The organism is Actinomadura montaniterrae, from assembly GCF_008923365.1.
GTDB classification, from domain to species: Bacteria; Actinomycetota; Actinomycetes; order Streptosporangiales; family Streptosporangiaceae; genus Spirillospora; species Spirillospora montaniterrae.
This window is the reverse complement of record NZ_WBMR01000084.1, coordinates 1-25,187: the sequence shown is the minus strand read 5'-3', so window position 1 is coordinate 25,187 and position 25,187 is coordinate 1. Positions and strand designations below refer to the sequence as shown.

26 protein-coding genes are annotated in these 25,187 nt (G+C 73.4%); 15 read left to right on the top strand and 11 right to left on the bottom strand.

The window, feature by feature from the left end; translation table 11 throughout:
• The first annotated feature begins 127 nt into the window (after window positions 1-127).
• Window positions 128-907 carry a class I SAM-dependent methyltransferase gene (locus F9B16_RS26040; protein WP_151542757.1) on the top strand — a complete coding sequence of 260 codons (780 nt, stop codon included), beginning with the start codon at window positions 128-130 and terminating at the stop codon, window positions 905-907.
• 73 nt (window positions 908-980) lie between these two features.
• A complete protein-coding gene (locus F9B16_RS26035) occupies window positions 981-1,286 on the top strand; it encodes a hypothetical protein (protein WP_151542756.1) in 306 nt (101 codons plus the stop codon).
• A 77-nt stretch (window positions 1,287-1,363) separates the two neighbouring features.
• Here the strand turns inward: F9B16_RS26035 and F9B16_RS26030 are convergent, their stop codons facing one another.
• Complete coding sequence (locus F9B16_RS26030; RefSeq protein ID WP_225991948.1) at window positions 1,364-2,884, bottom strand: AMP-binding protein; 1,521 nt, start codon at window positions 2,882-2,884, stop codon at window positions 1,364-1,366.
• A gap of 203 nt (window positions 2,885-3,087) precedes the next feature.
• On the opposite strand from F9B16_RS26030, the gene F9B16_RS52875 reads away from it, so the two are divergent.
• Entirely contained in the window at window positions 3,088-4,095 is a 1,008-nt protein-coding gene (locus F9B16_RS52875) for a VOC family protein (RefSeq protein ID WP_225991947.1), read from the top strand.
• A 44-nt stretch (window positions 4,096-4,139) separates the two neighbouring features.
• Here the strand turns inward: F9B16_RS52875 and F9B16_RS26020 are convergent, their stop codons facing one another.
• From F9B16_RS26020 to F9B16_RS26005, 4 genes are read right to left on the bottom strand one after another with little or no spacing between them, the layout of a single operon-like run.
• Window positions 4,140-5,213 carry an alanine racemase gene (locus F9B16_RS26020; RefSeq protein ID WP_151542754.1) on the bottom strand — a complete coding sequence of 358 codons (1,074 nt, stop codon included), beginning with the start codon at window positions 5,211-5,213 and terminating at the stop codon, window positions 4,140-4,142.
• A 14-nt stretch (window positions 5,214-5,227) separates the two neighbouring features.
• Window positions 5,228-6,820: an IucA/IucC family protein gene (locus tag F9B16_RS26015; RefSeq protein ID WP_151542753.1), complete on the bottom strand. Its 1,593-nt coding sequence runs from the start codon at window positions 6,818-6,820 to the stop codon at window positions 5,228-5,230.
• The gene (locus tag F9B16_RS26010; protein WP_225991946.1) at window positions 6,811-8,421 is read right to left on the bottom strand and encodes an IucA/IucC family protein; all 1,611 of its coding nucleotides are present in this window, start codon (window positions 8,419-8,421) and stop codon (window positions 6,811-6,813) included. The genes F9B16_RS26015 and F9B16_RS26010 overlap by 10 nt, the downstream gene beginning before the upstream one ends.
• On the bottom strand, window positions 8,418-9,560 hold the full coding sequence (locus F9B16_RS26005) for an ATP-grasp domain-containing protein (RefSeq protein WP_151542752.1): 1,143 nt from the start codon (window positions 9,558-9,560) through the stop codon (window positions 8,418-8,420). Before F9B16_RS26005 ends, F9B16_RS26010 begins: the two co-directional genes overlap by 4 nt.
• A gap of 139 nt (window positions 9,561-9,699) precedes the next feature.
• Between F9B16_RS26005 and F9B16_RS26000 the strand changes: the two genes are divergently transcribed.
• Window positions 9,700-10,308, top strand: a complete 609-nt coding sequence (locus F9B16_RS26000) for an HD domain-containing protein (RefSeq protein WP_151542751.1) — start codon at window positions 9,700-9,702, stop codon at window positions 10,306-10,308.
• Here the strand turns inward: F9B16_RS26000 and F9B16_RS25995 are convergent.
• Entirely contained in the window at window positions 10,305-10,610 is a 306-nt protein-coding gene (locus tag F9B16_RS25995) for a DUF4031 domain-containing protein (protein WP_151542750.1), read from the bottom strand. The two genes, F9B16_RS26000 and F9B16_RS25995, sit on opposite strands and share 4 nt — an antisense overlap.
• Before the next feature lie 73 nt (window positions 10,611-10,683).
• Between F9B16_RS25995 and F9B16_RS25990 the strand changes: the two genes are divergently transcribed.
• Complete coding sequence (locus F9B16_RS25990) at window positions 10,684-12,081, top strand: dipeptidase (RefSeq protein ID WP_225991945.1); 1,398 nt, start codon at window positions 10,684-10,686, stop codon at window positions 12,079-12,081.
• Between the two features lie 34 nt (window positions 12,082-12,115).
• Window positions 12,116-13,033 (top strand): NAD(+) diphosphatase, encoded by a 918-nt coding sequence (nudC, locus tag F9B16_RS25985; protein ID WP_151542748.1) that lies wholly within the window; start codon window positions 12,116-12,118, stop codon window positions 13,031-13,033.
• A 77-nt stretch (window positions 13,034-13,110) separates the two neighbouring features.
• Here nudC and F9B16_RS25980 read toward each other — a convergent pair whose 3' ends face one another.
• Window positions 13,111-13,392, bottom strand: coding sequence for a mycoredoxin (locus F9B16_RS25980; protein ID WP_151542747.1), 282 nt, complete (start codon window positions 13,390-13,392; stop codon window positions 13,111-13,113).
• Between the two features lie 174 nt (window positions 13,393-13,566).
• Between F9B16_RS25980 and F9B16_RS25975 the strand changes: the two genes are divergently transcribed.
• The 5 genes from F9B16_RS25975 (at window position 13,567) to F9B16_RS25955 (ending at window position 17,916) form a co-directional block, all read left to right on the top strand.
• Window positions 13,567-15,633, top strand: a complete 2,067-nt coding sequence (locus F9B16_RS25975; protein WP_151542746.1) for an ATP-dependent DNA helicase UvrD2 — start codon at window positions 13,567-13,569, stop codon at window positions 15,631-15,633.
• An 85-nt stretch (window positions 15,634-15,718) separates the two neighbouring features.
• On the top strand, window positions 15,719-16,594 hold the full coding sequence (gene tesB / locus F9B16_RS25970; RefSeq protein WP_151542745.1) for an acyl-CoA thioesterase II: 876 nt from the start codon (window positions 15,719-15,721) through the stop codon (window positions 16,592-16,594).
• Between the two features lie 248 nt (window positions 16,595-16,842).
• Window positions 16,843-17,193, top strand: coding sequence for a hypothetical protein (locus tag F9B16_RS25965; protein ID WP_151542744.1), 351 nt, complete (start codon window positions 16,843-16,845; stop codon window positions 17,191-17,193).
• A 122-nt stretch (window positions 17,194-17,315) separates the two neighbouring features.
• Window positions 17,316-17,594 (top strand): WhiB family transcriptional regulator, encoded by a 279-nt coding sequence (locus F9B16_RS25960; protein WP_173099222.1) that lies wholly within the window; start codon window positions 17,316-17,318, stop codon window positions 17,592-17,594.
• Between the two features lie 127 nt (window positions 17,595-17,721).
• On the top strand, window positions 17,722-17,916 hold the full coding sequence (locus tag F9B16_RS25955) for a hypothetical protein (protein WP_151542743.1): 195 nt from the start codon (window positions 17,722-17,724) through the stop codon (window positions 17,914-17,916).
• A 185-nt stretch (window positions 17,917-18,101) separates the two neighbouring features.
• Here F9B16_RS25955 and F9B16_RS25950 read toward each other — a convergent pair whose 3' ends face one another.
• Entirely contained in the window at window positions 18,102-19,433 is a 1,332-nt protein-coding gene (locus F9B16_RS25950) for an ABC1 kinase family protein (RefSeq protein ID WP_192808993.1), read from the bottom strand.
• Between the two features lie 210 nt (window positions 19,434-19,643).
• On the opposite strand from F9B16_RS25950, the gene F9B16_RS25945 reads away from it, so the two are divergent.
• From F9B16_RS25945 to F9B16_RS25935, 3 genes are all read left to right on the top strand, one after another.
• Complete coding sequence (locus F9B16_RS25945) at window positions 19,644-20,444, top strand: enoyl-CoA hydratase/isomerase family protein (protein ID WP_151542741.1); 801 nt, start codon at window positions 19,644-19,646, stop codon at window positions 20,442-20,444.
• Between the two features lie 106 nt (window positions 20,445-20,550).
• Complete coding sequence (locus F9B16_RS25940; protein WP_404800519.1) at window positions 20,551-21,150, top strand: M48 metallopeptidase family protein; 600 nt, start codon at window positions 20,551-20,553, stop codon at window positions 21,148-21,150.
• Window positions 21,147-21,803, top strand: a complete 657-nt coding sequence (locus tag F9B16_RS25935; RefSeq protein WP_225991944.1) for a hypothetical protein — start codon at window positions 21,147-21,149, stop codon at window positions 21,801-21,803. The genes F9B16_RS25940 and F9B16_RS25935 overlap by 4 nt, the downstream gene beginning before the upstream one ends.
• Window positions 21,804-21,813: 10 nt before the next feature.
• Here F9B16_RS25935 and F9B16_RS25930 read toward each other — a convergent pair whose 3' ends face one another.
• The 3 genes from F9B16_RS25930 to F9B16_RS25920 are packed head-to-tail and all read right to left on the bottom strand — an operon-like array spanning window position 21,814 to window position 23,980.
• Window positions 21,814-22,371, bottom strand: a complete 558-nt coding sequence (locus tag F9B16_RS25930; protein ID WP_151542740.1) for an NUDIX hydrolase — start codon at window positions 22,369-22,371, stop codon at window positions 21,814-21,816.
• Window positions 22,368-22,553, bottom strand: a complete 186-nt coding sequence (locus tag F9B16_RS25925) for a hypothetical protein (RefSeq protein WP_151542739.1) — start codon at window positions 22,551-22,553, stop codon at window positions 22,368-22,370. The genes F9B16_RS25930 and F9B16_RS25925 overlap by 4 nt, the downstream gene beginning before the upstream one ends.
• On the bottom strand, window positions 22,550-23,980 hold the full coding sequence (locus tag F9B16_RS25920) for a zinc-dependent metalloprotease (RefSeq protein ID WP_151542738.1): 1,431 nt from the start codon (window positions 23,978-23,980) through the stop codon (window positions 22,550-22,552). Before F9B16_RS25920 ends, F9B16_RS25925 begins: the two co-directional genes overlap by 4 nt.
• An 89-nt stretch (window positions 23,981-24,069) precedes the next feature.
• On the opposite strand from F9B16_RS25920, the gene F9B16_RS25915 reads away from it, so the two are divergent.
• A complete protein-coding gene (locus F9B16_RS25915; protein WP_151542737.1) occupies window positions 24,070-25,152 on the top strand; it encodes an NAD-dependent epimerase/dehydratase family protein in 1,083 nt (360 codons plus the stop codon).
• Window positions 25,153-25,187: the final 35 nt, after the last annotated feature.

Genomic DNA, 25,187 nt, shown 5'->3' with positions numbered 1-25,187 from the left:
AGCCCTTCCGAACCGAGCCGACAAGCCCGGTCCTTCAGGGGCGAGCAGTTGACTGAAGAGTGTCACCCCCTCTGGCCAGCGCACCCGGGATCGGGGATGATCCGGGGAACGCATCCAGGGAGGCGACGTGACGGTGACCCACGACGACAAGGTCGTACGCGAGTTCTCCAAGCAGGCGGCCGGGTTCGCCGACCCGCGGCTGAACGCCGCGTTCACCCGGCACCTGGACGACCTCGTCCGCTTCATGGATCCCGAACTCGACCTCGACGACAACGTCCTGGAGGTCGCCGCCGGCACCGCGCTCGTGTCCCTCGCGATCGCCCACCGCGTCCGGCACGTCACCGCCCTCGACCTCACCCCCGCGATGCTCGCCGAGGGCAAGCGCGAGGCCGACCGGCGGGGCCTCACCAACGTCACCTTCACCGAGGGCGACGCGACCGCGCTGCCCTACCTCGACCGCTCCTTCACCCTCGTCGTGACGCGCTTCTCCCTGCACCAGGTCGCCGACCCCGCCGCCGTGGTGCGGGAGATGGCCCGGGTCAGCCGGCCGGGCGCCGCGCTGATCGTCGCCGACCTCGTCCGCCCGGACGGCCTGGAGGGCGACCCCGACCGGATCGAGCGGCTCCGCGACCCCTCGCACGGCACCATGCTCACCCGGGCGGGGATCGCCGCCCTCGTCACCGACGCCGGCGCCGAGGTGAAGCGGTCCCGGTCGATCGACTTCACCCGTCCGCTGGAGCCGTGGCTGGAGCTGTCGCGGACGCCCGCCGACGTCGCCGGGCGGATCCGCCGCGAGCTGGAGGACGAGCTCTCCGGCGGCCCCGCGACCGGCATGCGCCCGAGCCGCGTCGACGGCGAGCTGCACTTCACGCACACCTACCTGTTCCAGCACGCCATCGCCGGCTGATTCGCGCGTTTCGCCGGAACTATTTCGAGCAAACGTTCGACGTGGCTCGCTCATATGTTCTATGTTGTCGGCCATGGGTTCCAGCACCGTGCGTTCCCTCGACCGCGAGCCGGCCGCGCTGGCGATGCGCATCGGGGTGGTGGCCGCCGAGGCCGCGCTCGCGACGTTCGCCCGCAACCTCGACCTCGACGACCTCGAGGACGGCATCGACTTCCAGGGCGCCATCGGCCCGGCCGAGTGGCCGGTGTTCTCCCTGGTCATCGACACGCTCGCGGAGGCGGGCCCGGGCGACCGCCGCACCCTCGACGAGCGCCGCGCCGACGCCCTCAACGACCTCGCCCGGATCTGCATGGCCGCCAAGAACCGCGGCGCCGCCTGACGCCGGCGCCGCCTGGCATCGAGAGCGCGGCGTCCGGGGCCCGCGGCCTTGGCGCCGGACGCCGCTCCGCCCGCTCCTCAGCCGTCCAGCGCCTTCGACCTGACCTTGCCGGTGCTGGTGCGGGGCAGCTCGTCCACGAAGTGCACGTCGCGCGGCACCTTGTAGCGCGCGAGGTGCTTCTTCACGTGGGCCTTCAGGTCGTCCTCGGTGACCCGCGCGTTCTCCTTGCGCACCACGTAGGCGGCAAGGCGCTGGCCGAACGTCTCGTCCTCCACGCCCTTCACCGTCACCTCGGCGACGTCGGGGTGCTCGCCGAGGAGGTTCTCCACCTCGCCGGGGAACACGTTCTCGCCGCCTGAGACGATCATGTCGTCGGCGCGGCCGTCGATGAACAGCCGTCCCTCGGCGTCGAAGTGGCCGAGGTCGCCGGTGCCGGTCAGCCCGCCGCGGACCTTCTTGCCGCCGCCCCCGGTGTAGCCCGCGAACCGCAGGCCGCCGCCGGTGTAGATCTCGCCGGTCCCGCCCGCCGGGACCTCGTTCCCGTCCTCGTCCAGGATCTTGATGGTCAGCCGGAATGACGGCCTGCCGACGGTTCCGGGCGCCGCGCGCAGGTCCTCCGGAGTCGCGATCGTCGCCCAGCCCGTCTCCGTCGCGCCGTACACGTTGATCAGCACGTCGCCGAACGCGTCCATGAACGCCTCGGACAGGTGCGGGTGCAGCGCCGACCCGCCGCACACGACGACGCGCAGCGACGGCGCCGGCCGCGGCTCGCCCCGCGCGGCGTCCAGGATCCGCTGCAGCATCACCGGCACCGCGACCAGCGTCTCCGCCTCGCAGTCGTTGATCGCCGCCAGCACCTCGGCGGGGTCGAAGCGCCGGAACAGCACGAGCGGCATCCCCATGCCGAGCCCCACCGACGTGTACGCGAACCCCAGGATGTGGAAGAGCGGCGGCGCCACCACGATGGGCGCGCCCGACCGCACGGGGACGCGCATCAGGTGGCTGAGCGCGGCGGGCAGCAGCGACGTCACCGACAGGTCGTGCCGGGCGCCCTTCGGCGTCCCGGTGGTGCCGGACGTCATCACGATCACGTTGCTCGTCCGGTCTGGGTTCAGCGGTTCGGCCTCGGTCGCCGCCACCAGCGCGTCGATCGACTCGCCGTCGCCGTCGCCGTCCGTCCAGGCGAGCACGCGGGCGCCCGAGAACCCCGAGGCGTCGACGGCCTCACCGAACTCCTCGTCGTGGACGAGCAGCCCGACGCCCTCCCGCTCGGCGACCTGCCCCAGCTGCGTCGCGGAGAAGTCGGTGTTCAGCAGCACCACGTCGTTGCCCAGCCGCGACGCCGCGAGGACGGCCTCGACGAACCCGCGGTGGTTGCGGCACAGCACGCCGACCCTGCCGTCGCCGGCGCGCTCCTTCAACGCCGTCGCCAGCGCCGCCGCCCGCTCCTCCAGCTCCGCGTACGTCAGCGCGCCCCGCTCGTCGATCAGCGCCGTCCGGCCGGGGAACCGCAGCGCCGCCATCGCGCCGACCGTCGCCGGGACGGGCCCGAACCGCACGTAGGGGAACAGCAGCCGGGCCGCCCGGTCGGGCCGCATCGGGTGCATGATCCCGGTATCGCGTACGGCCCGTGTCGCCCGTACGCCCAGACTCGCGGCCGACCGCACCCGCTCAAGCACCGAAATCTCCTCACATCGCCCAGCACATACGTTGCCGTGACAAGGAGTTTGTAACGCATGCCGGGCGGGCGGTGTCCGGCGGCACGGCGCGCGGTGTCGGACCCGGCCCGTAGGGTGCCGCCATGCTGTCCGTCTTCCTCGCATGCGAGGACCCGTACGCCACCGCGGACTTCTTCACCGGGAGCCTCGGCTGGAGACTGGTCTTCGCCACGCCGCGCGACTCCGCGGACCGCCTCGCGTGCGTGTCGCTCGGCGACGCCCAGGTCATGCTCGGCACCGACGACGAGGAGTTCCTGCCCGCGGCGTCCCGCGAACACCGGGGCGCCGGCGTCACCGTCTACGTCAACCTTCCCGCGGCCGTGGACATCGCGGCCGTCCACGCCCGGCACGCCGCCGCGGGCGTGGTCACCGCCCCGCTCACCGCCCGCGAATGGGGCGAGCGCGCCTTCGACGCCCGCATCGCCGGCTACCGCTTCCTCATCGCGCAGGACGGTACGGTCGGCGGCATGTCATCTACCGTCACCGCCGACGACGTCGAGTCGGCCGTCCGGCTCGCCGTGAACGTGCTGGAGAAGGCGCCCGAGGGCGCGTGGGACGGCAAGGCGGGCTCGCTGGAGTGGACCTGCTGGGAGACCGTCGAGCATCTGAGCGACGACCTGTTCGCCTACGCGGCGCAACTCGGCGCCCGGCCGATGGACCGGGACGTGCCGTTCCTGTGGGAGGCGCGGCGCCCGGGCGGCCCGGCGAACGTCACCTACGCCAACCGCGACGCCGGGCCCGGCGGGCTCCTGGAGATGCTGGTGGCGTGCGGCGCGATGCTCGCCGCGCTCGTCCGGACGACGCCGTCCGACGTGCGCGCGCACCACGCCTTCGGGGCGTCCGATCCCGAGGGGTTCGCGGCGATGGGGATCGTGGAGACGCTCGTCCACACCCATGACCTCGCGCAGGGCCTCGGCCTCGACTGGGACCCGCCCGCCGGCCTGTGCGCGAAGGTGCTGGCGCGCCTGTTCCCGGACGCCCCGCGCGACACGGACCCGTGGGCGACGCTCCTCTGGGCGACGGGCCGCGGCGCCCTCCCCGGCCACGACCGCGTCACCAAATGGCGCTGGACCGGCACCCCGCGCCCTTAACTGGCCCCGCCCTTAACTGGCCCCGCCCTTAACTGGCCCCGCCCTTAGCGGAGGTAGTGGAAGGCGGGTTTGGGGTGCATGAGGAAATCGTGGTGGGAGATGTTCCAGGCGTAGGCGCCGGCCATTCCGAAGGCGATGACGTCGCCGGGGCGGAGCGGCGGGACGAGGACGGCGCGGGCGAAGACGTCCTTCGGGGTGCAGAGCTGGCCGACGAGGGTCGCTGGTGAGCGCGGGCCGTCCGCGGTGAGGACGGCGAAAGGCTGGTCGTGGCCTTTCGTGACGGGCGTCCTGAGGTGGTGGGTGCCGCCGCGGAGAATGGCGTAGGTCTCGCCGCGCGTCGTTTTCACGTCGAGGACGTCCGTGACGTACCAGCCGTGGTAGGCGGTCATGGACCGGCCGGGCTCTATGCGGAGGCGGGCGGGGATGCCGTTCAGTCCGGCGCCGTAGGCGTGCCAGTCGAAGCGGGTTTCCGGGGACGTGTAGTCGACCGCCATTCCGCCGCCGAGATTCAGTTCGGGGTCGTCCACGCCGTGGGATTCCAGCCACGGAACGGCCCATTCGGCGATCCGGTGGGCCAGGTCGAGCATGGTGGGGGCGTCCAGGCCGGACGCGAGGTGGGCGTGGACGCCGCGGAGCGTGATGTGCGGGTTGTCGGCGATGCGCGCGGCGCAGGTGTTGAGGGCTTCCTCGTCCATTCCGAATGGGCCGCTCATGGTGAGGGCGGCGCCCGGGAGCTGGAGCGGGAGGTTGGCTCGGAGAAGGACGTCGGCGGGGCCGTGCAGGCGGTCGAGTTCCCGTGGGCTTTCCACGTGGACGCGGTCGATGCCTGCGGCGAGGGTCAGTTCCTCGTCGGTCTTCCCAGGGCCGCCGAACGCGAGGCGGACGCCCGGGAGCGTTTCGCGGACGTGGGTCAGTTCGCCGCCCGAGGAGACCTCGATTCCGTCGACGTGCGGCGCGATGGCGCGCAGGATCTCGGGATCTGGATTGGCTTTGGCGGCGTAGAAGAGTTCGGTGCGGCCGAGCGCGCCGCGAATGGATTCCGCATGCGCTTGCAGGCCGGGCAGGTCGTAGACGTAGGCGGGAAAGCGGTCGAGGCCGCGGAGGTCGTCGAGGTTCACAGGGTCGGCGAGGATCACAGCGGACGCGGCGCGGAGAGCGGGTTGGGAGCGGGGACGTACGCGGCGCCGCGGTCGGCGGACCGCGACCAGCGGGTCCGCAGGTTCGCCTTCGCGGGCAGCGGGACGCCCGCGAGCAGGGCCCTGACCTGCGGATGGTGGTCGAGACGCGCGAGATGCTCCCGGGCTGCCTTCCAGAGGTCCGGTTCGAGCGCGGGATGCAGGTCGGCGACGGCGGCGGCCGTCTCGGTGAGGTGGTTGACGAGGAGGCAGTAGACGACGCGGTTCCAGCCCTGCGCGGGGGCGTAGGTGAGGCCGTTGGCGACGCGGGCGGGCAGGTGCGCCAGGTCCCAGCGGCCGGCGGTGAGCTTGGTGCCTTCGAGGTCGCGGAACGCGGCGTGGACGGGCATGCCGTCCGCGTCGACGCAGACGAGGACGTTCTGCAGGTGCGGCTCTAGGACGACGCCGTGTTCGAGGAAGGCGCGGAGCACCGGCGGCGCCACCTGCGCGACATAGGCGTTCCACCAGGCGAGGGCACCGTCGGTGGTCGACAGGGCGGGCAGGTCGTCCAGGAGGGTGTTGTACGGGTCGGCCAGTGCGCCCGCCAGGAGCGGAGTACCGGGAAGGTGCTTCACTCCCTGCCGGACGATGACGCCCAGGCCCTCGTAGAGGCGGCGGTCGGCGAGGGCGACGCTGCGGTAGGCGGGCTCGGCGAGGAGCGTCGCGCCTAGGGCTGTGAATACCTCGGGTAGTAGCTCGTTAAGGGCGACGGCACCGGACAGCTCGTACCAGGCGTTCTTGCGGACGCAGTTGGTGATGCGCACGTCCAGGCTGAACTTGCAGAACAGGTCGGCGTCCGGCAGGTACACCGTGCGGACGGACGACGTCGGCACGGCCTCGGCGTCCGACGGCCCCAGATCGCGGACGAGCCCGCGCGCCAGCGCGTCCCGGAGCAGCGGGTTCCCGGCGAGCAGCGAGAACTGCCACGGATGCACCGGCAGCGTCCGGCAGCCGGGCACGGACGGCCCGCCCAGCGCCGCGAACGCCCGCGGGTCGCCCTCCTCCGCGACGAGGTCGTCCCGGACGGCGAGCCAGTGCGGGCGGAACCGGGCCCTGGCCTCGGGCGCGTACCGCAGCCACTCGCCGGGGGAGCCCTGCCGGGACTTCGGCGACGGGTGGAAGCGGTGGCCCGCGACGAGCGACTGCTCGGATTCGAGGTACCGGTCGTCCTGCGGTTCGCGGCGCGCGGCGAGGATGGCGTCGAGCGCGCCGTGGCTGTCGCCGACCTGCGCGAGGAACTCGGGGTTGGGCTGGCCCGTCGCCAGTTCGAGCTCCCCGGCCACCAGGTCGGCGAGGCGGTCCCAGGACGCGGGGATCCACGCGTCGCCGCGCCGCTCCTCGTAGGGCGGCGCCAGGCGGTAGGTGGGGCCGGCCGGGGGGCGCGCGAGCCCGGTCCGCAGCACGACGCCGGCGCGCGGCAGCCGCGCGACGAGGTGCCCGCCGTCCGGCCACACCTGCTGCTCGGGCCCGCACACCTCGCGGATCAGGCAGTTGAGCAGCGCGGTGGAGGTGGCGTCGTCGGCCGTCAGGGCCCGTTCGGTCAGAAGCACGTCGCATCCCGTAGGTAGTTCGGCCCGGGCGGGCCGTAGTGCTTGTTGATGTCGGCGGCGCCGGTCCTGGCTTTGTCGACGAGGGTCCCGGCGGTGACCATGGCCTTGCCCGGCAGCGCGTCCGCGTCGAGCGTGCGGGAGCGCAGGAACGCGTCCCGCGGGCCGAGCGCCGCGGCGAGCCGGTCGCGGATCAGGGCGCGGCCGGTGCGCCAGGGCAGCAGGCCGCGCTCGGCGAGCCCGAGCGCGGGCGCCGCGGCGCACAGGTGCAGGGTGATCGTGACGAACACGCGGGCGAGCGCGTCGGGGTCGGCGGTGACCATGCGCCGGTCGACGAGGTCGCGGGGGTCGGCGCCGGGGGACGGGCCGAGGCGCTCGCGGAGCCGGGCGGGGTCGATGAGGGCGCCGTCGTTGTCCTTGACGAGCAGCCGCGGCGGCGCACCGTCCCTTACCGAGCCGCCGCCGTCCAATACCAGCGCGACGTTCTGCTGGTGGGCCTCCAGCGCGATCCCGTAGCGGAACAGCGTGACGTTCCACGCGAACAGTGCGGCCAGGTAGGCGTCGAAGAGCGGCTCAACGTCCCAGCGCTCGATGACGTGGCCCTTGTCCGGTGCCTCCGCCAACAGGGCGGCGATGGGGACGACGTGCGCGCGCGCTGTCTCCGGTGGGAAGCGCCGTACGAGGTAGGCGAGGAGCGGGCTGTCGGCGTGTCCGTAGGTCTGCTCGTCGGCCAGCAGTACGGGAAGGTGCGGCTCCCGGGCGAGGACGCGCCGCAGGACGCGTTCCACGAGCGCGCCGTCCGGGAGCGTGCCGGGGACGATCGTGCGCCGGTTGCGCAGCCCGAGCGTGCTCGTCGGCAGCGGGACCTTGACGTGCTCCAGCGGCGCCGCGGCGACGGTCCGCATCGACAGGGTCGGCGCGACCTGCAGGTACGGCTCCGGGGCCATCGCCGCGGCGGGCTCGTCCCGCACCAGCCGGACCGCCAGCGGGTGGACGGGGAACAGCGCGTCCGCCGACCGCAGCCCCACATCGGCCGGGGCGGGCCACCAGACGGGCGTCTCGCCCGCGAGCGTCGCGCCGCGGACCGACGCCCAGCGCAGCGGGAACGACGGCGCGAACTCGGGGGCGTAGCGGCTCACGTCCGCCATGCTGAGCCCGGCGCGGCCGCGGCTCGTCGGATGGACGGGATGGTCGTTGTAGGCGGCGAGGCTCTCGTAGAACGTCCCTGGGCCCGTCCTCAGCTCGTCCGGTATCCGCGCCAAGCGCCGGTGGACGGCGGGACGCGCGTCGTTGTGGAGCTTCACCGTCGCGAGGGCGTCCAGGCATTCGCGCTCGAACGCGCCGGTGTCGTCGCGAGGGTCCGCCACATGCCGCACCAGCGCGAAGACGTCCCGTAACGCGAGGTTCTGCGACGGGTCGACGCGCAGCTCGCAGAGGAAGGCCGGGTCGGCGTCCACCAGCCGGACGGGACGTCCCGGCAGCGCGAGCGTCCGGCCCTCGACGAAGCGCCGCAGGCCCGCATAGTCCTCGCGGAGCAGGGCGTCCAGGACCCGGGCCGCGAGCGGCCCCTCCACGTCGTAACCGGTCGTGTCGGAATCGGTCACGCGATGGTCCAGTCGTGGGCGGAGCGGAAGCGCGCCAGCGCGGCCTCCACCTCGTCTTGCGCCGGGCCGATGGCGCGGACCGTCCCCAGGTAGTCGCGGTTCGTGCGGGTGAGCGCGACGGAATCGCCCACGGCGCGCTGCGGACGGTAGGCCAGCCGTACATCCCCGTCGTGCAGCTCCATCGGACCGGGCGCGGCCCGCAGGACTCCGGCGCGATCCGCGATGACGGCCTCCGCGACGGCATGCCCCTCCACGGCCGGGACGTCGAACGCCAAAGGCTCGCCTAGGTGGACGCCCAGGATCCGCTCGAACAGCGGGATCCCGAGCAGGTCCGCCAGCAGGAAGTCGCAGTGGTCGCCGATGAGCCGGTAGTTCACCTCGATGATGCGGGCGCGGCCCTCGTGGACGACGAACTCGGTGTGGCACGCGCCGAACCCCACGCCCAGCGCGTCGAGCTGCGCGAGGACCTGCGGCGTCTCCGGAGGCGGCGGCGCCCACTCGAGCCGCTCCTCCACGAAGAACGGGGGCGGCGAAAGAGTCGTCCGGTACGAGCCGAGGACGCGCAGCTCCCGGCCGTCCCCGAGCGTCTCCAGCGTGTGCAGCCGGCCCGGCAGGTACTCCTCGGCCACCAGCGGGTCGTCCCGCCGCGCCGCGATCTCGTCGCGCCGCGCCCGCAGCTCGCGCGCGTCGTGGACGAGGAAGACGTCCTCGCTGGCCACGCCTTCGCGCGGCTTCAGGACGAGCGGGTACGGCGCGTCCGGCGGCACGCCGAAGGCGTCCGAGGAGAAGACGGGGTCCAGCGCGGCGAGGTGGCGGCGCATCAGCGCCTTGTTCTTCGCGCGCGTCGCGGCCCGCCAGTCCTTGCCGGGCAGCCCGAAGTAGGCGGCGGCGAGCGCCGCGGGCGCCTGCAGGAAGTCGCTGTTGGAGAAGATCCCGGCGGGCTCGCCCTCGACCCGGGCGATGATGTCCCGGAAGTCGGAGACGTCGCACTCGACGACCCGGCCGGCGGCGCCGGCGTGGGCGGCGGGACGGTCGGTGAGCAGGACGACGTCCAGCCCGAGGCGCGCGGCGGCGGGCAGGAACCCGTGCGTCACCGAGTCGGTCGCCTTGCCGGCGACCAGGTAGAGGGAGGCGGCCACGGTCGGCCTTTCCAGTGAGTCGGTGAGGTAAGCCTTGCCTAACTCGCAACCGTCACCATAGTGGCCGCGCCGGGGGCCGCAGGCAAGAACGATGGCATCGCGTGTCCCGCCGCGTCCGGCGATCCGCGAGGATGGACCCATGGACCTCGTCGAGCGGTGGACGGCGCTGGCCGGCCCGCAGACCCGGCACATCGGGACCGAGCTGGACAAGCGGTACGGCGAGCCGCACCGCCGGTACCACACCCGCGAGCACCTGACCGCCGTCCTCGACCTGGTGGACGAGCTCGCCGGCGACGCCGAGGACGCCGGAGCCGTCCGGCTCGCCGCCTGGTTCCACGACGCCGTCTACGACCCCGAGCGCGCCGACAACGAGGAGCGCAGCGCCCGCCTGGCCGCCCGCATGCTCGCCGACACCGACCTCCCCGCGTCGACCATCGATGAGGTCGTCCGGCTCGTCGAGCTGACCGTCACCCACGCGCCCGAGCCCGGCGACCGCAACGGCCGGGTCCTCTGCGACGCGGACCTCGCGATCCTCGGCGCCGACCCCGACCGGTACGCCGCCTACGCCGCCGCCGTCCGCGAGGAGTACGGGTTCGTCCCCGAGGACCTCTTCCGCGCCGGGCGCGCCGAGTTGCTGAGCAGCCTCCTCGCCCTCCCGCACCTGTTCCACACGGACACGGCCCGCGAACGCTACGAGGACAACGCCCGCCGCAACATCGAGACGGAGCTGATGCTCCTCAACGCCTAACCGGCGCCCGCCCCTGTCGCCGTCGACCCCGCCGCGGGACGGCGCCGGACCGCCTTACGCCGCCGCAACCCCGCACGAGTCAGACGCAAAAGCAGCTCCTGGCACCCCACCGCCTCCGCACCCTGCGAGACTGCGGCGTCGTACAGCTCGGACGGCACGTCGTAATGGTCCCGGTCGAACGCCCGCACCGGCATACCGAGCTCCGCGGCGAACGCGTGCAGCTCCTCGTACGACACGTCGCTCACCATGTGCGACCACACCCGCCCGCGCGCGGGCCACAACGGCGGATCTATGAGGATCAAAGCTCCTCCTGGGGGCTGAGCGAACAGGATCCCTTACAGTGCCTGACAGAACGACATGCAAGGGAGCATGCAGGTGGACGAGCCAGTTCAGGAAATCGTGCAGTACATCGAGGCCGGCCGCGACCGGTTCATCGCCGACCTCAAGGAGTGGCTGGCGATCCCGTCCGTCTCCGGGGACCCCGCCTACGCCACCGAGGTGCGGCGGTCCGCCGAGTGGCTCGCGGACTACCTGCGCGGCCAGGGATTCCCGACCGTGGAGATCTGGGACACCCCCGGTCTGCCCGCAGTGTACGGCGAATGGCCCGCCGCCGACCCGTCCGCCCCGACGGTGCTGATCTACGGGCACCACGACGTCCAGCCGGTCGAGCCGCTGGACGAATGGGACACCGCGCCGTTCGAGCCCGTCGAGGACGGCGACCGGCTCATCGGGCGCGGCTCGTCCGACGACAAGGGGCAGGTGTTCTTCCACACCCTCGGCATCCGCGCCGGCCTCGCCGCGTCCGGCGCCGGCGCCCCGCCCGTCACCATCAAGCTGCTGGTCGAGGGCGAGGAGGAATCCGGCTCGGTGCACTTCGCCGGCCTGCTCCGGGAGCGCCGCGAACGGCTCGGCTGCGACGCCGTCGTCATCAGCGACACCACCATGTGGGCCGCGGACGTCCCGTCGATGTGCACCGGCATGCGCGGTCTCACCGAGGCCGAGGTCACGCTCCGCGGCCCGTCCTCGGACCTGCACTCCGGGTCGTTCGGCGGCGCCGTCCCGAACCCCCTGCACGCCATGGCGGCGCTGATGGCCGCGCTCCACGACGCCGACGGCCGCGTCACCCTCCCCGGCTTCTACGACGACGTCGTCCCCCTCTCCGACGAGGAGCGCGCGCTGTTCGCCAAGCTCCCGTTCGACGAGGAGGAATGGCTGCGCACCGCCGGCGGCAGCCGCGCCCCCTACGGCGAGAAGGGCTACACCACCCTCGAACGCGTCTGGGCGCGCCCGACCGCCGAGATCAACGGCATGTGGGGCGGCCACACCGGCCCCGGCGGCAAGACGATCGTCCCCCGCGAGGCGCACGCCAAGATCTCCTTCCGGCTCGTCGCCGGCCAGGACCCCGCCAAGGTGCAGCAGGCGTTCCGGGACTGGGTCGCCGCGAACACCCCGCACGGCGTCGAGGCCGAGGTGCACATCCCCGGCGGCGGCGTCCGGCCCTGCTTCTCCCCGATCGACTCGCCCGGCGTCAAGGCCGCCCGCCGCGCCATGGAGCGCGCGTTCGGCCGCGAGGTCCTGTTCACCCGCGAGGGCGGCAGCGGCCCCGAGGCCGACCTCGCCGACATCCTCGACGCGCCCCTGATCTTCGTCGCGGTCGGGCTCGACGACGACCGCATCCACGCGCCCAACGAGAAGGTCGAGATCCCCCTGCTGCTCAAGGGCGCCGAGGCCGCCGCCTACCTGTGGGAAGAACTCGCCACCGCACTCCGCTGAACCTGGTACGGATCCGACGGGAGGAAGGAGCCCGATGACGGTGACCGAAGGACCGCTCGAGTGGCTGGCGCTCGCGCGCGGCACGCTCGACCGGGTCGCGTTGAAGCGGCGCGACGACGCGTGGCTCGCGGACGCGTGGGCCGACCCGGCGACGCGGGTCCTGGTCGTCCAGGACGGGCGGACGCTCGTCACCCTCGAACCCGAGCCGGCGCTCGTGTTCGTCGCGCCCGGGCAGGCCCCGGACGGCGACCGGTGGCTGCTCGGCGTCGACGACGACGGCACCGCCTACTTCGCCGTTCCCGGCGAACCGCCCGCCGTCGACGGCGCCGAGACCGCCGGGCTGCGCCGCGTCGGCGCCCTGCTCGCCGACCGCGACTCCGGCCTGCTCACGCACGCCGTCGCGCTGGAGCACTGGCACCGCACCAACCGGTTCTGCCCCCGCTGCGGCACCGAGACGCGCGTCACGTCCGCCGGGCACGTCCGGGTCTGCCCGCAGGACGGCTCGCAGCACTTCCCGCGCGTCGACCCCGCCGTGATCATGCTGGTCACCGACGCCGACGACCGGATCCTGCTGGCCCGCGGCCCGCAGTGGCCCGCCGACCGCCGCTCCATCCTCGCCGGGTTCGTCGAGCCCGGCGAGTCGCTGGAGCAGGCCGTCGCGCGCGAGGTGCTGGAGGAGGTCGGGCTCGCCGTCCGGGACGTCCGCTACCTCGGCAGCCAGCCGTGGCCGCTGCCGCAGAGCCTGATGCTCGGCTTCACCGCCACCGCCGACGGCACCCTCCCGCTGCGCCCCGACCCGGAGGAGATCCTCGACGCCGGCTGGTACACCCGCGACGAGCTGCGCGCCGCGATCGAGGCGAAGGAGATCGTCGCCCCAGGCCCGCTGTCCATCGCCGCCCAGCTCATCATGCGCTGGTACGGCGGCGAACTCCCCGGAATGCCTGCGTTCTAGCAAGCCCGGGCCGGCGTGAAACGGGACGAGCCCGGCGACTCGGTTCGGAGTCGCCGGGCTCGGTGGTTCGTCGGGTGTCAGGCCAGGGAGGCGAGCTTCGCCTTGACCGCCTTCGCGCTCGGGTTGGTCGCGGCCGAGCCGTCCGGGTAAACGATCGTCGGGACCGTTTGATTGCCGCCGTTGACGCTCATCACGAACTCGGCGGCCTTCGGGTCGCGCTCGATGTCGATCTCCACCATCTCGATGCCGTCGCGGGCCAGCTGGCTCTTCAGCCGCCGGCAGAACCCGCACCAGGTCGTCGTGTACATGGTGAGCTGGCCGGTCGGGCCCTCGACCCGCTCGGTCGTCGGCGTCGCCATCGGTACGTCGTCTCCCTCGTTCGTTCGGACGATCTGTGCACTCGCCTCCCGAAGAACACTAGATACCCGTCCGGCATTCCGCGAGCGGGGGCGCGACCGCGACCGGCGCGGCCGTCCGTCCACAATTCGTGGTGCGGGCGGATACGGTCGAGGCGGACTGGGAGTATGAGGTGCATGTTGGCTGAGTCGGTGCTGGAGGGGCTCGACCCCGAACAGCGGGCGGTCGCGGAGGCGGTGCAGGGCCCGGTGTGCGTCCTCGCGGGCGCCGGGACGGGCAAGACCCGCGCCATCACGCACCGCATCGCGTACGCGACGCTCACCGGGGTGGTGACGCCGCAGCGGGTGCTCGCGGTGACGTTCACCACCCGCGCCGCCGGGGAGCTGCGCAGCCGGCTGCGGCAGCTCGGCGCGCCCGGCGTGCAGGCCCGCACGTTCCACGCGGCGGCGCTGCGCCAGCTCAGCTACTTCTGGCCGCGGGTCATCGGCGGCGACCCGCCCAAGATCGTCGACTCGAAGATCGGGCTGGTCGCGGACGCGGCGCGCGCGTGCGGGCTGTCGCTCGGCCGCACCGAGCTGCGCGACGTCGCCGGCGAGATCGAGTGGGCGAAGGTCACCCAGCACCGCCCCGAGGACTACCCGGCCGCCGTCGTGCGGGCGGCGCGCCGGCCGTCCACCGAGGCGGTGGACGTGGCGCGCGTCTACGCGATGTACGAGCAGCTGCGGCGCGAGCGCAACCTGCTCGACTTCGAGGGGATGCTGGAGCTGACCGCCGCCGTCCTCACCGAGCACCGGGAGGTCGCGAACCAGGTCCGCGAGCAGTACCGGTACTTCGTCGTCGACGAGTTCCAGGACGTCAACCCGCTGCAGAAGATGCTGCTGGACGTCTGGCTCGGCGACCGCGACGACCTGTGCGTCGTCGGCGACCCGAACCAGACGATCTACTCCTTCACCGGCGCCACCCCGTCCTACCTGCTCGGTTTCACCCGCGAGCACCCGGACGCGAAGGTCGTGAAGCTCGTCCGCGACTACCGGTCGACGCCGCAGGTCGTGCGGCTGGCGAACGGGGTGATCGACCAGGCGAAGGGGACGCGGCACCGGCTGGAGCTCGTCGCGCAGCGTGAGAACGGCCCCGAGCCGGTGTTCAACGAGTACGACGACGAGGTCGCCGAGGCCGACGACACGGCGCGGCGGGCCCGCAAGCTGATCGACGAGGGCGTCCCGGCCCGCGAGATCGCGATCCTGTTCCGGATCAACGCCCAGTCGGAGACGTACGAGGCGGCGCTCGCGGCGGCCGGCGTCCCGTACGTGCTGCGCGGCGCGGAGCGGTTCTTCGAGCGGCCCGAGGTGCGGGAGGCGGTCGTCCGGCTGCGCGGCGCGGCCCGTGCGGGCGCCGACGCCGAGACCGACGGGACGGGCCTGATCATGACGGTCCGGCATGTGCTGTCCGGGGCGGGGTTCTCCGACCGGCCCCCGGAGGGCGCGGGCGCGGCCCGCGCGCGCTGGGAGTCCCTCGCGGCGCTGGCGCAGCTCGCCGAGGACATGGCCGCCGACGACCCGAAGGCGGGCCTGCCGGAGTTCGTCGCCGAGCTGGAGGAGCGCGCGGCGGCGCAGCACGCGCCGCCTTTGGAGGGCGTGACGCTCGCCTCGCTGCACGCCGCCAAGGGCCTGGAGTGGGACGCGGTGTTCCTCGCCGGGATGGCGGAGGGCACGCTCCCGATCGTCTACGCCAAGACGCCCGAGCAGATCGAGGAGGAGCGCCGGCTGCTCTACGTCGGTGTCACGCGCGCGCGCGTCCACCTGTCGCTGTCGTGGGCGCTGGCGCGGTCGCCGGGCGGGTCGCAGCTGCGCCGCCCGTCCCGGTTCCTCGACGGCCTGACCGACAAGACCACCACCCACATGCCGGCGCGCGTCGATCGCACGAAGCGCCGCGTCACCAAGGGCCCGCAGCCGTGCCGGGTGTGCGGACGGCCGTTGACCGCGGCCGTCGAGCGCAAGCTCGGCCGCTGCGAGGACTGCCCCTCCGAGCTGAACGAGGAGCTGTTCATCGCGCTGAAGGACTGGCGCGCCGAGGTGTCGGCGGAGCAGCGGATCCCGGCGTACGTGGTGTTCACGGACGCGACGCTGCAGGCGATCGCGGAGCACTGCCCCGAGTCGCTGGAGGAGCTGGCGCGTATCCCCGGCGTCGGCAAGGTGAAGCTCGACCGCTACGGCGAAGCGGTCCTCGGCCTCTGCGGAGTGTGACGTGCCCCTCGGCGCGGGGCCGGCGCCCGGGGTGGCGCGGGGGTGAGAGCCCCGTCACAAGGGCGGATACGGAAGACTGGCGGTCGTGAGCGATTCCCTGAAGGCACTGCTGGACCTGCTGGATCTCGAGCAGATCGAGAACGACATCTTCCGCGGCCGCAGCCCCGAGGAGCGCCGGCAGCGTGTCTTCGGCGGGCAGGTGGCCGGGCAGGCGCTGGTCGCCGCCGGACGCACCGTCCCGGTGAACCGGCCGGTGCACTCGCTGCACGCCTACTTCATCCGGCCGGGCGACCCGCTCGTCCCGATCGTCTACACGGTCGACCGGGTCCGCGACGGCCGGTCCTTCACGACCCGGCGGGTCAGCGCCATCCAGCACGGCAAGGCGATCTTCACGCTGTCGGCGTCGTTCCAGGTGGTCGAGGACGGCCCGGCGCACCACGCGCCGATGCCGGACGCCCCCGACCCGGAGACGCTGCCGGACTCGATGACCCGGCTGACGCCGCTGTTCGGGGAGGCCGGCGCGCGCGCGTTCGTCGAGCGGCGGCCGTTCGACGTCCGGCACGCGACGCCGCTGACCTGGGAGGCGGCCAAGGACCCGGCGCTCGCCTCGCCGGAGTCGGTGGTGTGGCTGAAGGTGATCGGCGAGCTGCCCGACGACCCGCTGCTGCACGTGTGCCTGATGACGTACGCGTCGGACATGACGCTGCTCGACACCGTCCTGCTCAACCACGGGCTCGCCTGGGGCGACAAGCGGACGATGGGCGCCAGCCTCGACCACGCGATGTGGTTCCACCGGCCGTTCCGCGCCGACGACTGGCTGCTCTACTACCAGGACACCCCGTTCGCCGGGGGCGCGCGGGGGCTGGCCCGGGGACAGGTGTTCACCCGCTCCGGGGATCTCGTGGTGTCGGTGATGCAGGAGGGACTCGTCCGCGTGTCCGACTCCGGCCGGGAGCGATGACGGGACGCGCCGCGTCCCGTATGAGATGATCGTCTTGTAAGGCGCTCCCGGGAGTTTCGACGCCGCGCGAGCGGCGCCGGTTCCGGGGAACGAGGGTGAAGTCACCCACAAAACCGCAGGTCAAAAATACCTTGATTGCTTCGGCGGAGTCCCCGTACGCTCGTCGCGAGCAATCAACCGGCCGACCGGTGTGGATCTTGGATCCGCCGGCCCCGGCCCGAGGAGCCAGAGAGGTGGTGTGCAGTCCGGTGATCAACACGTCGATGAAATCGCAGGCGTCCTGGACCGCGGCATGCCCCGGCACCTCGAACGCGTATGCCGTCACGTGTGTCCGGACCCCGCTCGGCGTGAAGCCCGGCGGCCCGGCGCGCCTCGGCGCCGTCCTGCCGGCCGATGCGGCCGGGCAGCGGCTCCGCGTCGACGGCACCCGTATGCGCGATCTACGTGATCTGCGCCTCGAGCAGCGAATCCAGGACGAGCAGGGGTGGAGTGTCTTCGCATCCGAAGGCATGACGTCCCAGGCTCCGGCCACGGCCCACATGGGCGCCACCCCGGCGGGTGGCGTGTCGGGTCCGTATCCCTGGAGGCGACCGGTCTAGCAAGACACCGGCAAGCCCCCAGGCCGCGGATCCAGACACCGGATCCGCGGCCTTCTTCTTTGCCCGGACGACCCAACCGACACGCCCGTTGAGATCCAACGAGAGGAACCAGGGTGACTGTGATGCAGGGGGCTCTCGCCATCAGCGAGGAGGACCTCACTCTTCCGTGCCGGACCGACCCCGAACTGTTCTTCGCCGAGGCGCCCGCCGACGTCGAGCTCGCCAAGGCGCTGTGCCTGGAGTGCCCGCTCCGCAAGGAGTGCCTCGCCGGCGCGCTCGAGCGCAAGGAGCCGTGGGGGGTCTGGGGCGGCGAGCTGTTCGTCCGCGGCGTGATCGTCGCGCGCAAGCGGCCCCGCGGCCGCCCGCGCAAGCACCCGCTCCCGGACGAAGCGGCCGTGTGAGGCCCTGATGCCGACCGTGTCCGCCGTACCGACGAGGTTCGCAAAACCGACCGAGATCGGCCGTATCGAGCCCAGAGGCGCGGTCCCCGCGCGGGGACCGCGCCTCCGGGCGGCCGGGGAGAACGAGATGACGTTGCTCAGCCAGGACCTGTCGCGGGAGCGAATACCCGTGACCGTGCCCGACGAGCTCGCCGCCCGCGTGCGCGCCCTGCGGCGCGCGCGCCGGGAGGCGCAGACGAGGGCGTCGCGGGTGCGGCGGGTGCTGCTCGCGCCGACCGCGTCCCGGGACGCCGACGCGCACGTGTCGAAGAACCACCGGTGACCATCTCCGGTCCACCGGTCGCAGGCCGCCGGCCCGCCGCTTCTTGGATGGTTTCGGCGGGCACCACCTGAACCCGGCCTCCCGGTGGACACCGTGCGCCGGCCCCCACTTGCCGGACGCACCGAAACGGGCCCCGCCCGCGCCTCATCAGCGCGAGCGGGGCCCGCCGTCGCGTCAAGACGGAATCAGCCGGTGACGAGCTCGCCGTCCTCGTCGTCGGCGAAGCCGGGCACCCACTTCAGCGACTCTGCGCGGGCCGGGATCTCGCACTCCAGCTGGCACAGCACGCCGGTGCCGGCCGACAGCACCCGGTGGATGATCACGTACTCGGGCGGCAGGTTCAGCTGCCGGACGACGTTGGTCGGCCGCAGGTCGGTGACGCGGGCGGCCATGTCGCGCAGCCACTCGCGGTTGAACTTGAACGTCTCGGTGACGAACGGCTCGGTGATCGGGGCGAGGAACCCCTGCAGCGCCTCGGCGTCGATCTCCACGCCCTCGCGGATGAAGTCCTCGTCGCGCAGCGCGTCCTCGATCTCGTCGATGTCGGCCATCGTGCCGATCCGCAGCAGCAGGCCGAGCCGCCGCTGGAAGCCGCCGGGGATGCGGTCGACGGCGCCGAAGTCGAGGACGCCGAGCCGGCCGTCGTCGAGCAGCCGGAAGTTGCCGGGGTGCGGGTCGCCGTGCAGCATTCCGGACCGCTTCGGCCCCGACAGCAGGAACCGGCAGTACAGCAGCGCCGCGTGGTTGCGGGTGTCCTGGTCGCCGTCGCTGATGATCTTCGAGAGGGGGGTGCCCTCCATCCACTCGGTGACCAGCACGTCGCCGGACTGGGCGATCACCTCGGGGATGTAGAAGTCGGGGTCGTCGAGGTAGGCGTCCCGGATGATCGTCTGGGACTCGGCCTCGATGGTGTAGTCGAGCTCTTCGACGACCCGTTCCTTCAGCTCGGCCAGCATCGACTTGACGTCCAGCCCCGGCATGAGGATCCCGAACAGCCGGCCGAGCCGCGCGAGCTGGTTGAAGTCGCTGATCAGCGCCTTGCCGGCGCCCGGGTACTGCACCTTCACCGCGACGGCGCGGCCGTCGGACCAGACGGCGCGGTGGACCTGGCCGATGGACGCGGCGGCGGCGGGCTTGTCGTCGAACGAGGTGAAGCTGTCGCGCCAGTCGTCGCCGAGCGCCTCGGCGAGCACCTTGTGGACGGCCGCGGCGGGCAGCGGGGGAGCGGCCTCCTGCAGCTTGGTGAGGGTGGCGCGGTACGGCCCGGCGATCTCCGGCGGCAGCGCCGCCTCGAAGATCGACAGCATCTGGCCGAGCTTCATCGCGCCGCCCTTGAGCTCGCCGAGCACCTTGAACAGCTGCTCGGCGGTGCGCGTCTGGATCTCCATGGCGACGGCCTCGGCGGGCCGGCCGATGGTCCGCTTCCCGAAGCCGAGCGCGGTGCGCCCCGCGAAGCCGAGGGGGAGGGACGCCAGCTTTGCTGACCGCGTCACCGCGCGGCGGGGAAGATCGCTCACGCGGACCATTGTCGGTGATCGGCTGTCGTTCGCGCCACAACGACCGGGCACCAAATCCCGGGCCCTGACGAGGTGAAACGCTGTGACCTGCGCATCCGTGGTAAGTGTGCGCTTTCTCACGCATCTCCCGCGGCCGGACGCGGCCCGCCGCCGCGCCCCGGAGGGGGCGCCTGAACGCGGCGCGGGCCCCGCACGGTACGGTGCGGAGCCATGTCCGGAGAACAGCCCGAGGTGCTGCGGGTCGAGCGCCGCCCCGACGGGATCGCCGTCCTGACGCTGAACGACCCCGCCCGGCGCAACGCGATGTCCGACGAGATGACCGCCGCCTACAAGCGGGCCGTCGCGGACCTGCGCGGCGACTCCGGGCTGCGCTGCGTCGTCCTCACCGGGGCCGGCACCGCGTTCAGCTCCGGCGGCGACCTGTCCTGGCTGGCCGACACCAGCTCCGTCGCCGTCCCCCCGCTGCGCGACCGGATGCTCGAGTTCTACCGGACATGGCTGACGATCCGGAGCCTCGAGGTCCCCACGATCGCCGCCGTCAACGGGCACGCCGTCGGCGCCGGCCTGTGCCTCGCCCTGGCCTGCGACCTGCGCTACGCCGCCGAGGACGCCAAGCTCCTCGCCCCCTTCACCGCGCTCGGCCTGCACCCCGGCATGGCCGCCACCTGGCTGTTCCCCGAGGTCGCCGGGCTGCCGCTGGCCCGCGAGATGCTGCTGGCCGGACGCGTCCTCACCGGCGCCGAGGCCGAGCGGCACGGCCTGGTCAACCAGGCCTTCCCCCGCGCCGACGTGCTGGCGGAGACGATGAAGATCGCCGAGAGGATCGCCGCCAGCGCGCCCATCGCGACCCGGCTCACCAAGGTCGCCCTGGCGGACGGCGGGCACGCCGACATCGACGCCGCACTCCGGTGGGAATCGCTCGCCCAGCCCGTCACGATGGCGTCCGAGGACATGATCGAAGGGCTCACCGCCCAGCGGGAGAAGCGTTCCCCGCGCTTCACCGGCGCTTGACGAGGTTGTGGAAACCCCCTGAGGCTCGACCAAAAGATGGGCTCTGACCTGGGCTGACGCCAAACACCCCCTGTGGAGGACGCAAAATTTTGGGTACGGTTGCGCCGTGCCCCCTAACGTTGAGGTCCGCCGCAGCACCAGGCGCCGCCGGACCGTGTCCGCCTACCGCGACGGGGACAAGGTGGTGGTGATGGTGCCCTCCAGGCTCAGCAAGGCCGAAGAGGAGCAGTGGATCGCCACCATCCTGGAACGGCTGGAGGAGCGCGAACGCCGCCGCCGCCCCTCCGACGCCGCCCTCCAGTCGCGCGCCCACGAGCTGTCCCGCCGCTACCTGGACGGCCGCGCCGACCCGGTCAGCGTCCGGTGGGTCGCCAACCAGCGCACCCGCTGGGGCTCCTGCACCCCCGACGACGGCACGATCCGGCTGTCCACCCGGCTGCGCGGCATGCCGTCCTGGGTCGTCGACTACGTGCTGATCCACGAGCTGGCGCACCTGCTGATCCCGGGGCACGGCGCCGACTTCTGGCAGCTCGTCGGCAACTACCCCAAGGCCGACCGGGCCCGCGGGTACCTGGAGGGCGTCGCCGCCGCCGCGCACCTGCCGCTGGAGGCGGACGCGCCCGACGAGGAGCCCGTCCACGACGACGGCATGCACCACGGCGACGGCCTGCACGGCGACGGCTTCCCCCACGAGGTCGCCGGGTGACCCTGCCCGGGAACCCGCCCTCCTCCGCGATCACGGGCCGCTGCGCCGCGGTCCTGCCGGCCGGCCCGCCCGCCGCTCCCCCCGGGGTGGACGGCGCCGAGTTCCGGCTCGCCATGCTCGAGGACGTCTACGAGGTCGCCGCCGGGCTGGAGTTCGTCACGGCCGCGCTGGTCGTCGACCCGGACGGCCCCCCGGACGCCGAGACGATCACCTGGCCGGGCACCCCGATCGTTCGCGAGCCCGCTCCCGCCGCCGCCTTCGCCGCGCTGCACGCGCTCGGCGCCTCCGAGGCCGCGCTGATCGTCCCGGACGCCCCCGACCTGCCGCCGCTGCTGCTCGGCAAGCTGTTCCGCGCCCTCGGCAGCGCGCCCGCCGCCGCCTGCCAGGCCGCCGGCGAGAACGGCCTCGTCGCGCTCGCCGCCCGGCTGCCGCTGCCCGGCTGGCTCGCCGCCGCGCTCGACGAGCCCGGCGCCGGATTCGACGCCCCGGACGCCCTCGCCCGGCTCCGCGCCGCCGCCCCGCGTCCCGGCCTCATCCCGCAGGGACCCGGCTGGCACCGCATCCGCACCCCCGCCGACCTGCACTTCCTCGACCCGGGGCTGGAGGGCTGGGAGAACACCCGGGCCCTCCTCGAAGGCTCCCCGCTCCGCTGACACCCCGCCGCTAGCGCTGGACGGCGCGGGCGACGAGGCGGCGCAGGGCGTCGTCGGTGTCCTCCGGGAGGGCGCCGACGGGGAACCAGGCCAGATCGTCCGACTCGTCCGACACCACGTGCCGGGCGCCCTCCGGAGCGATCACGACGTACTGGACGTCCAGATGCCACGTCCCCGCCGGATGGCAGCGCACCCGGTGCCGGTCCAGCTGGACGGGCCCCGGAACCGGCCGCAGGTCCGGGATGCCGGACTCCTCCGTCGCCTCCCGCAGCGCCGCGCCGGCCAGCGTCGCGTCACCGGGCTCGCAGTGCCCGCCGAGCTGCAGCCACGCCTTGATCTTGGAGTGCAGCGTCAGCAGGACGCGGGTTCCCGACGCGTCGAGCACCGCCGTGCTGGCCGTGATGTGCGCGCCGGCGCACTCGCGCCACATCCCGTCCGCCGGGTGCTCCTCCAGATGCGCGAGGAACTCCCGGCGCAGCCTCTCCTGGCCGGCATCGGGCGCCTCCCAGGACGACAGCACCTCGAAGGCGTCGGCGTACAGCGGGGCCGTCGCGGACGGAGCCGTCACGTGCGGTTCGCGCGGGCGTAGGGCGAGCTGGCCGGATGGCGGCGGCGCCGCTCCTGGTCAACGGGCCGCTGCCAGCACAGGCTCTCCCGCGCGACCCGCCGCCGGATCACGTTCGTGGACGACCCCGGCTCGTACCGGCAGCCGTTCACCCGGGACGCGTGCGGGACGCGCATCACGCTCACGACCGGGGCCCCGCGTCGCCCGGCCCCGCGTCCCCCTCGCCGGGGTCGTCGGGCTTGCCGTCCGGGTCGTCCCCGGGCTTGTCGTCGGGCTTCTCGTCGGGCTTCTCGCCGGCGCCCGCGGACGCGTCCTCCTCGGCCGCCGTGGTCAGGTTCGTCAGATCGAGGTCGGACAGCCCCTCGATCTCCCGGCCGTGCACGAAGCCGTCCGGATCGTCGAGATCGTCGGCCGTCGGCAGCAGGTCGGGGTGCTCCCAGACCGCGTCGCGGCCCTGCGCGCCCCGTACCTCCGTCAGCTTGCGCCACAGCGCCGCGGCCTCGCGCAGCCGCCGCGGCCGCAGCTCCAGGCCGACCAGCGTCGCGAACGTCCGCTCCGCCGGGCCGCCCGTCGCGCGGCGCCGCCGCACCGCCTCGGCGAGCTTCACCGACTCGGGCAGCCGGCCCTGCGCGACTTCGTTGACCACGGTGTCGACCCAGCCCTCGACCAGCGCGAGCGTCGTCTCCAGCCGGGCCAGCGCCGCCTTCTGCCGGGGCGTCTCCTCCGGCTGCAGCTGGATCTCGCCGCCCAGCGCCTCCTGGATCGCCTCCGGGTTGCTCAGGTCGAGCCCCTGCACGGCCTGCTCGATGCCCGACAGGTCGACGGTGATGCCCCGCGCGTACTCCTCGACGGCGCCGAGCAGGTGCGCCCGCAGCCACGGGACGTGCGCGAACAGCCGCTGGTGCGCGGCCTCCCGCAGCGCCAGGTACAGCCGGACCTCGTCCTCGGAGACCTCCAGGCCCGAGCCGAACGCCTCGACCCCGGCGGGCAGCAGCGCGCCGACGCCGTCGGGCGCCAGCGGCAGGCCCACGTCCGCCGAGCCGGTCACCTCGCGGGCCAGCGCGCCGAGCGCCTGCCCCGCCTGGCCGCCGACCATCGCGCCGGCCATCTGCTTGACCATCCCGATCAGCGGCCCGGCCATCGCCTGCATCTCGGCGGGCATCTCGCCCGCGCCGCCGAGCGCGCCGCCCATCGACTCGACCATGCGGGACGCGATCGGGTCGCAGACCTTCGCCCACACCGGCAGCGTCTGCTCGATCCACTCCGACCGGCTCCACGCCTTCGGCGACCGGATGCCGGCGGGCAGCGTCGTGCCCTCGTCCAGCCACAGGTCGGCCAGCCGCAGCGCCTCCTCGACCTGGCGCCGCTCGGCGTCCACGATCGACGGGTCGCCCTGCTCGACCACCTGGTGGCGGGCGATGTTCTTGGCGAGGTCCCAGTTCAGCGGGCCGCCGGACGCGCCGCCCTGCCCCTGCGCGCCGATCATGTCCGCGAACCGGTGCAGCATGTCGGCGAACTGCGCCATGTCGCCGCCCATGCCCTTGAATGGATCCTGGGGACGGTCGTCGTCTCCGTCGCCGGGACGGTTGAAGCCGAAGGGAGTGTCACTCATCGGTTCGCCCCTGGGATGCATGATGGGCTCATATCCGCAACGTTAGCCGGTCCCGGCAAGGTCGCGTACTCAAGGAAGGGGGCACCTCCGTGGCAACGGGCAAGGTTCGCCCTCGGCGTAGCAAGGCCCCGGTCGTCGCCGTCACCGGTGCGGCCTCCGGGGCGGGGCGGCTGCTGGCCGCCCGGCTCGCCGAACGGGAAGACATCCGCAAGGTCGTCGCCATCGACGGGCACCGCGGCGACGTGACCGGCGCCACGTGGCGTGTCGTCGACATCCGGGACCCGCTGCTGTCCAACCGGCTCTCCGACGTGGACGTGATCGTCAACCTGGACGTCGAGCACTCTCCGGACGTGGACGGCAAGGAGCGCCGCACCCACAACGTGCGGGGCGCGCAGACCGTCGTGACCGCCGCCGCTGCCGCCCGGGTCCGCCGTGTGGTCCTCGTCACCAGCGCCATGGTGTACGGCGCCGGGCCCGGCAACGAGGTGCCGCTGCCCGAGGACGCCCCGCTGCTCGCCGAGGCCAACGTCAGCATCGCGGGCGACTACCTGGAGATCGAGGAGCTGGCCGCGACCGCGCCGCTCACCCACCCCGGGCTGGAGATCACCGTCGTGCGGCCCGCCGCGCTCGTGGGGCCCGGCGTGGACACCGTCGTCACCCGGCACTTCGAGGCGCCACGGCTGCTGTCGGTGAAGGGCAGCACGCCCGGCTGGCAGTTCTGCCACATCGAGGACCTCGCGTCCGCCCTGGAGGTGATCGTCGCCGACGACGTCCCCGGGCCCGTCGCGGTCGGCTGCGAGGGCTGGCTCGGCCCCGAGGAGGTCACCGAGATCACCGGCAAGCGCAGCTTCGAGCTGCCCGCCGCGCTGACGTTCGGGATGGCGCAGCGGCTGCACCGCCTCGGCATGACCCCGGCGCCCGCCACCGACCTGCACTACGTCGCCTACCCGTGGGTGGTCGACTGCGCCCGGCTGCGCGCCGCGGGCTGGAAGCCCGGCTACGACAACGCCGCCGCGCTGCGCGTGGTGATGGAGGAGACCGCCGGGCGGCACGCCGTCGTCGGCCGCCGCGTCGGCGGCAAGGAGGCCACCATGGCGACCGCGGCCGGCGCGACCGTCGCCGCGATCGGCGCCGCCGCCGCGATCCGCCGCGCCCGCAAGCGCCGCCGCTGACCCGCCCCCGCCCCCGGGCGGGTCAGCCGGGCGGG

What these genes read in the sequence shown, in the direction of transcription:
- F9B16_RS25955 (WP_151542743.1), top strand. Translation starts at nt 17,722, where the DNA reads ATGACGTTGCTCAGCCAGGACCTGTCGCGGGAGCGAATACCCGTGACC.
- nudC (WP_151542748.1), top strand. Translation starts at nt 12,116, where the DNA reads ATGACGGTGACCGAAGGACCGCTCGAGTGGCTGGCGCTCGCGCGCGGC.
- F9B16_RS26000 (WP_151542751.1), top strand. Translation starts at nt 9,700, where the DNA reads ATGGACCTCGTCGAGCGGTGGACGGCGCTGGCCGGCCCGCAGACCCGG.
- F9B16_RS25920 (WP_151542738.1), bottom strand. Translation starts at nt 23,980, where the DNA reads ATGAGTGACACTCCCTTCGGCTTCAACCGTCCCGGCGACGGAGACGAC.
- F9B16_RS26035 (WP_151542756.1), top strand. Translation starts at nt 981, where the DNA reads ATGGGTTCCAGCACCGTGCGTTCCCTCGACCGCGAGCCGGCCGCGCTG.
- F9B16_RS25980 (WP_151542747.1), bottom strand. Translation starts at nt 13,392, where the DNA reads ATGGCGACGCCGACGACCGAGCGGGTCGAGGGCCCGACCGGCCAGCTC.
- F9B16_RS26030 (WP_225991948.1), bottom strand. Translation starts at nt 2,884, where the DNA reads ATGCGGCCCGACCGGGCGGCCCGGCTGCTGTTCCCCTACGTGCGGTTC.
- F9B16_RS25975 (WP_151542746.1), top strand. Translation starts at nt 13,567, where the DNA reads ATGTTGGCTGAGTCGGTGCTGGAGGGGCTCGACCCCGAACAGCGGGCG.
- F9B16_RS25945 (WP_151542741.1), top strand. Translation starts at nt 19,644, where the DNA reads ATGTCCGGAGAACAGCCCGAGGTGCTGCGGGTCGAGCGCCGCCCCGAC.
- F9B16_RS52875 (WP_225991947.1), top strand. Translation starts at nt 3,088, where the DNA reads ATGCTGTCCGTCTTCCTCGCATGCGAGGACCCGTACGCCACCGCGGAC.
- F9B16_RS25960 (WP_173099222.1), top strand. Translation starts at nt 17,316, where the DNA reads ATGCAGGGGGCTCTCGCCATCAGCGAGGAGGACCTCACTCTTCCGTGC.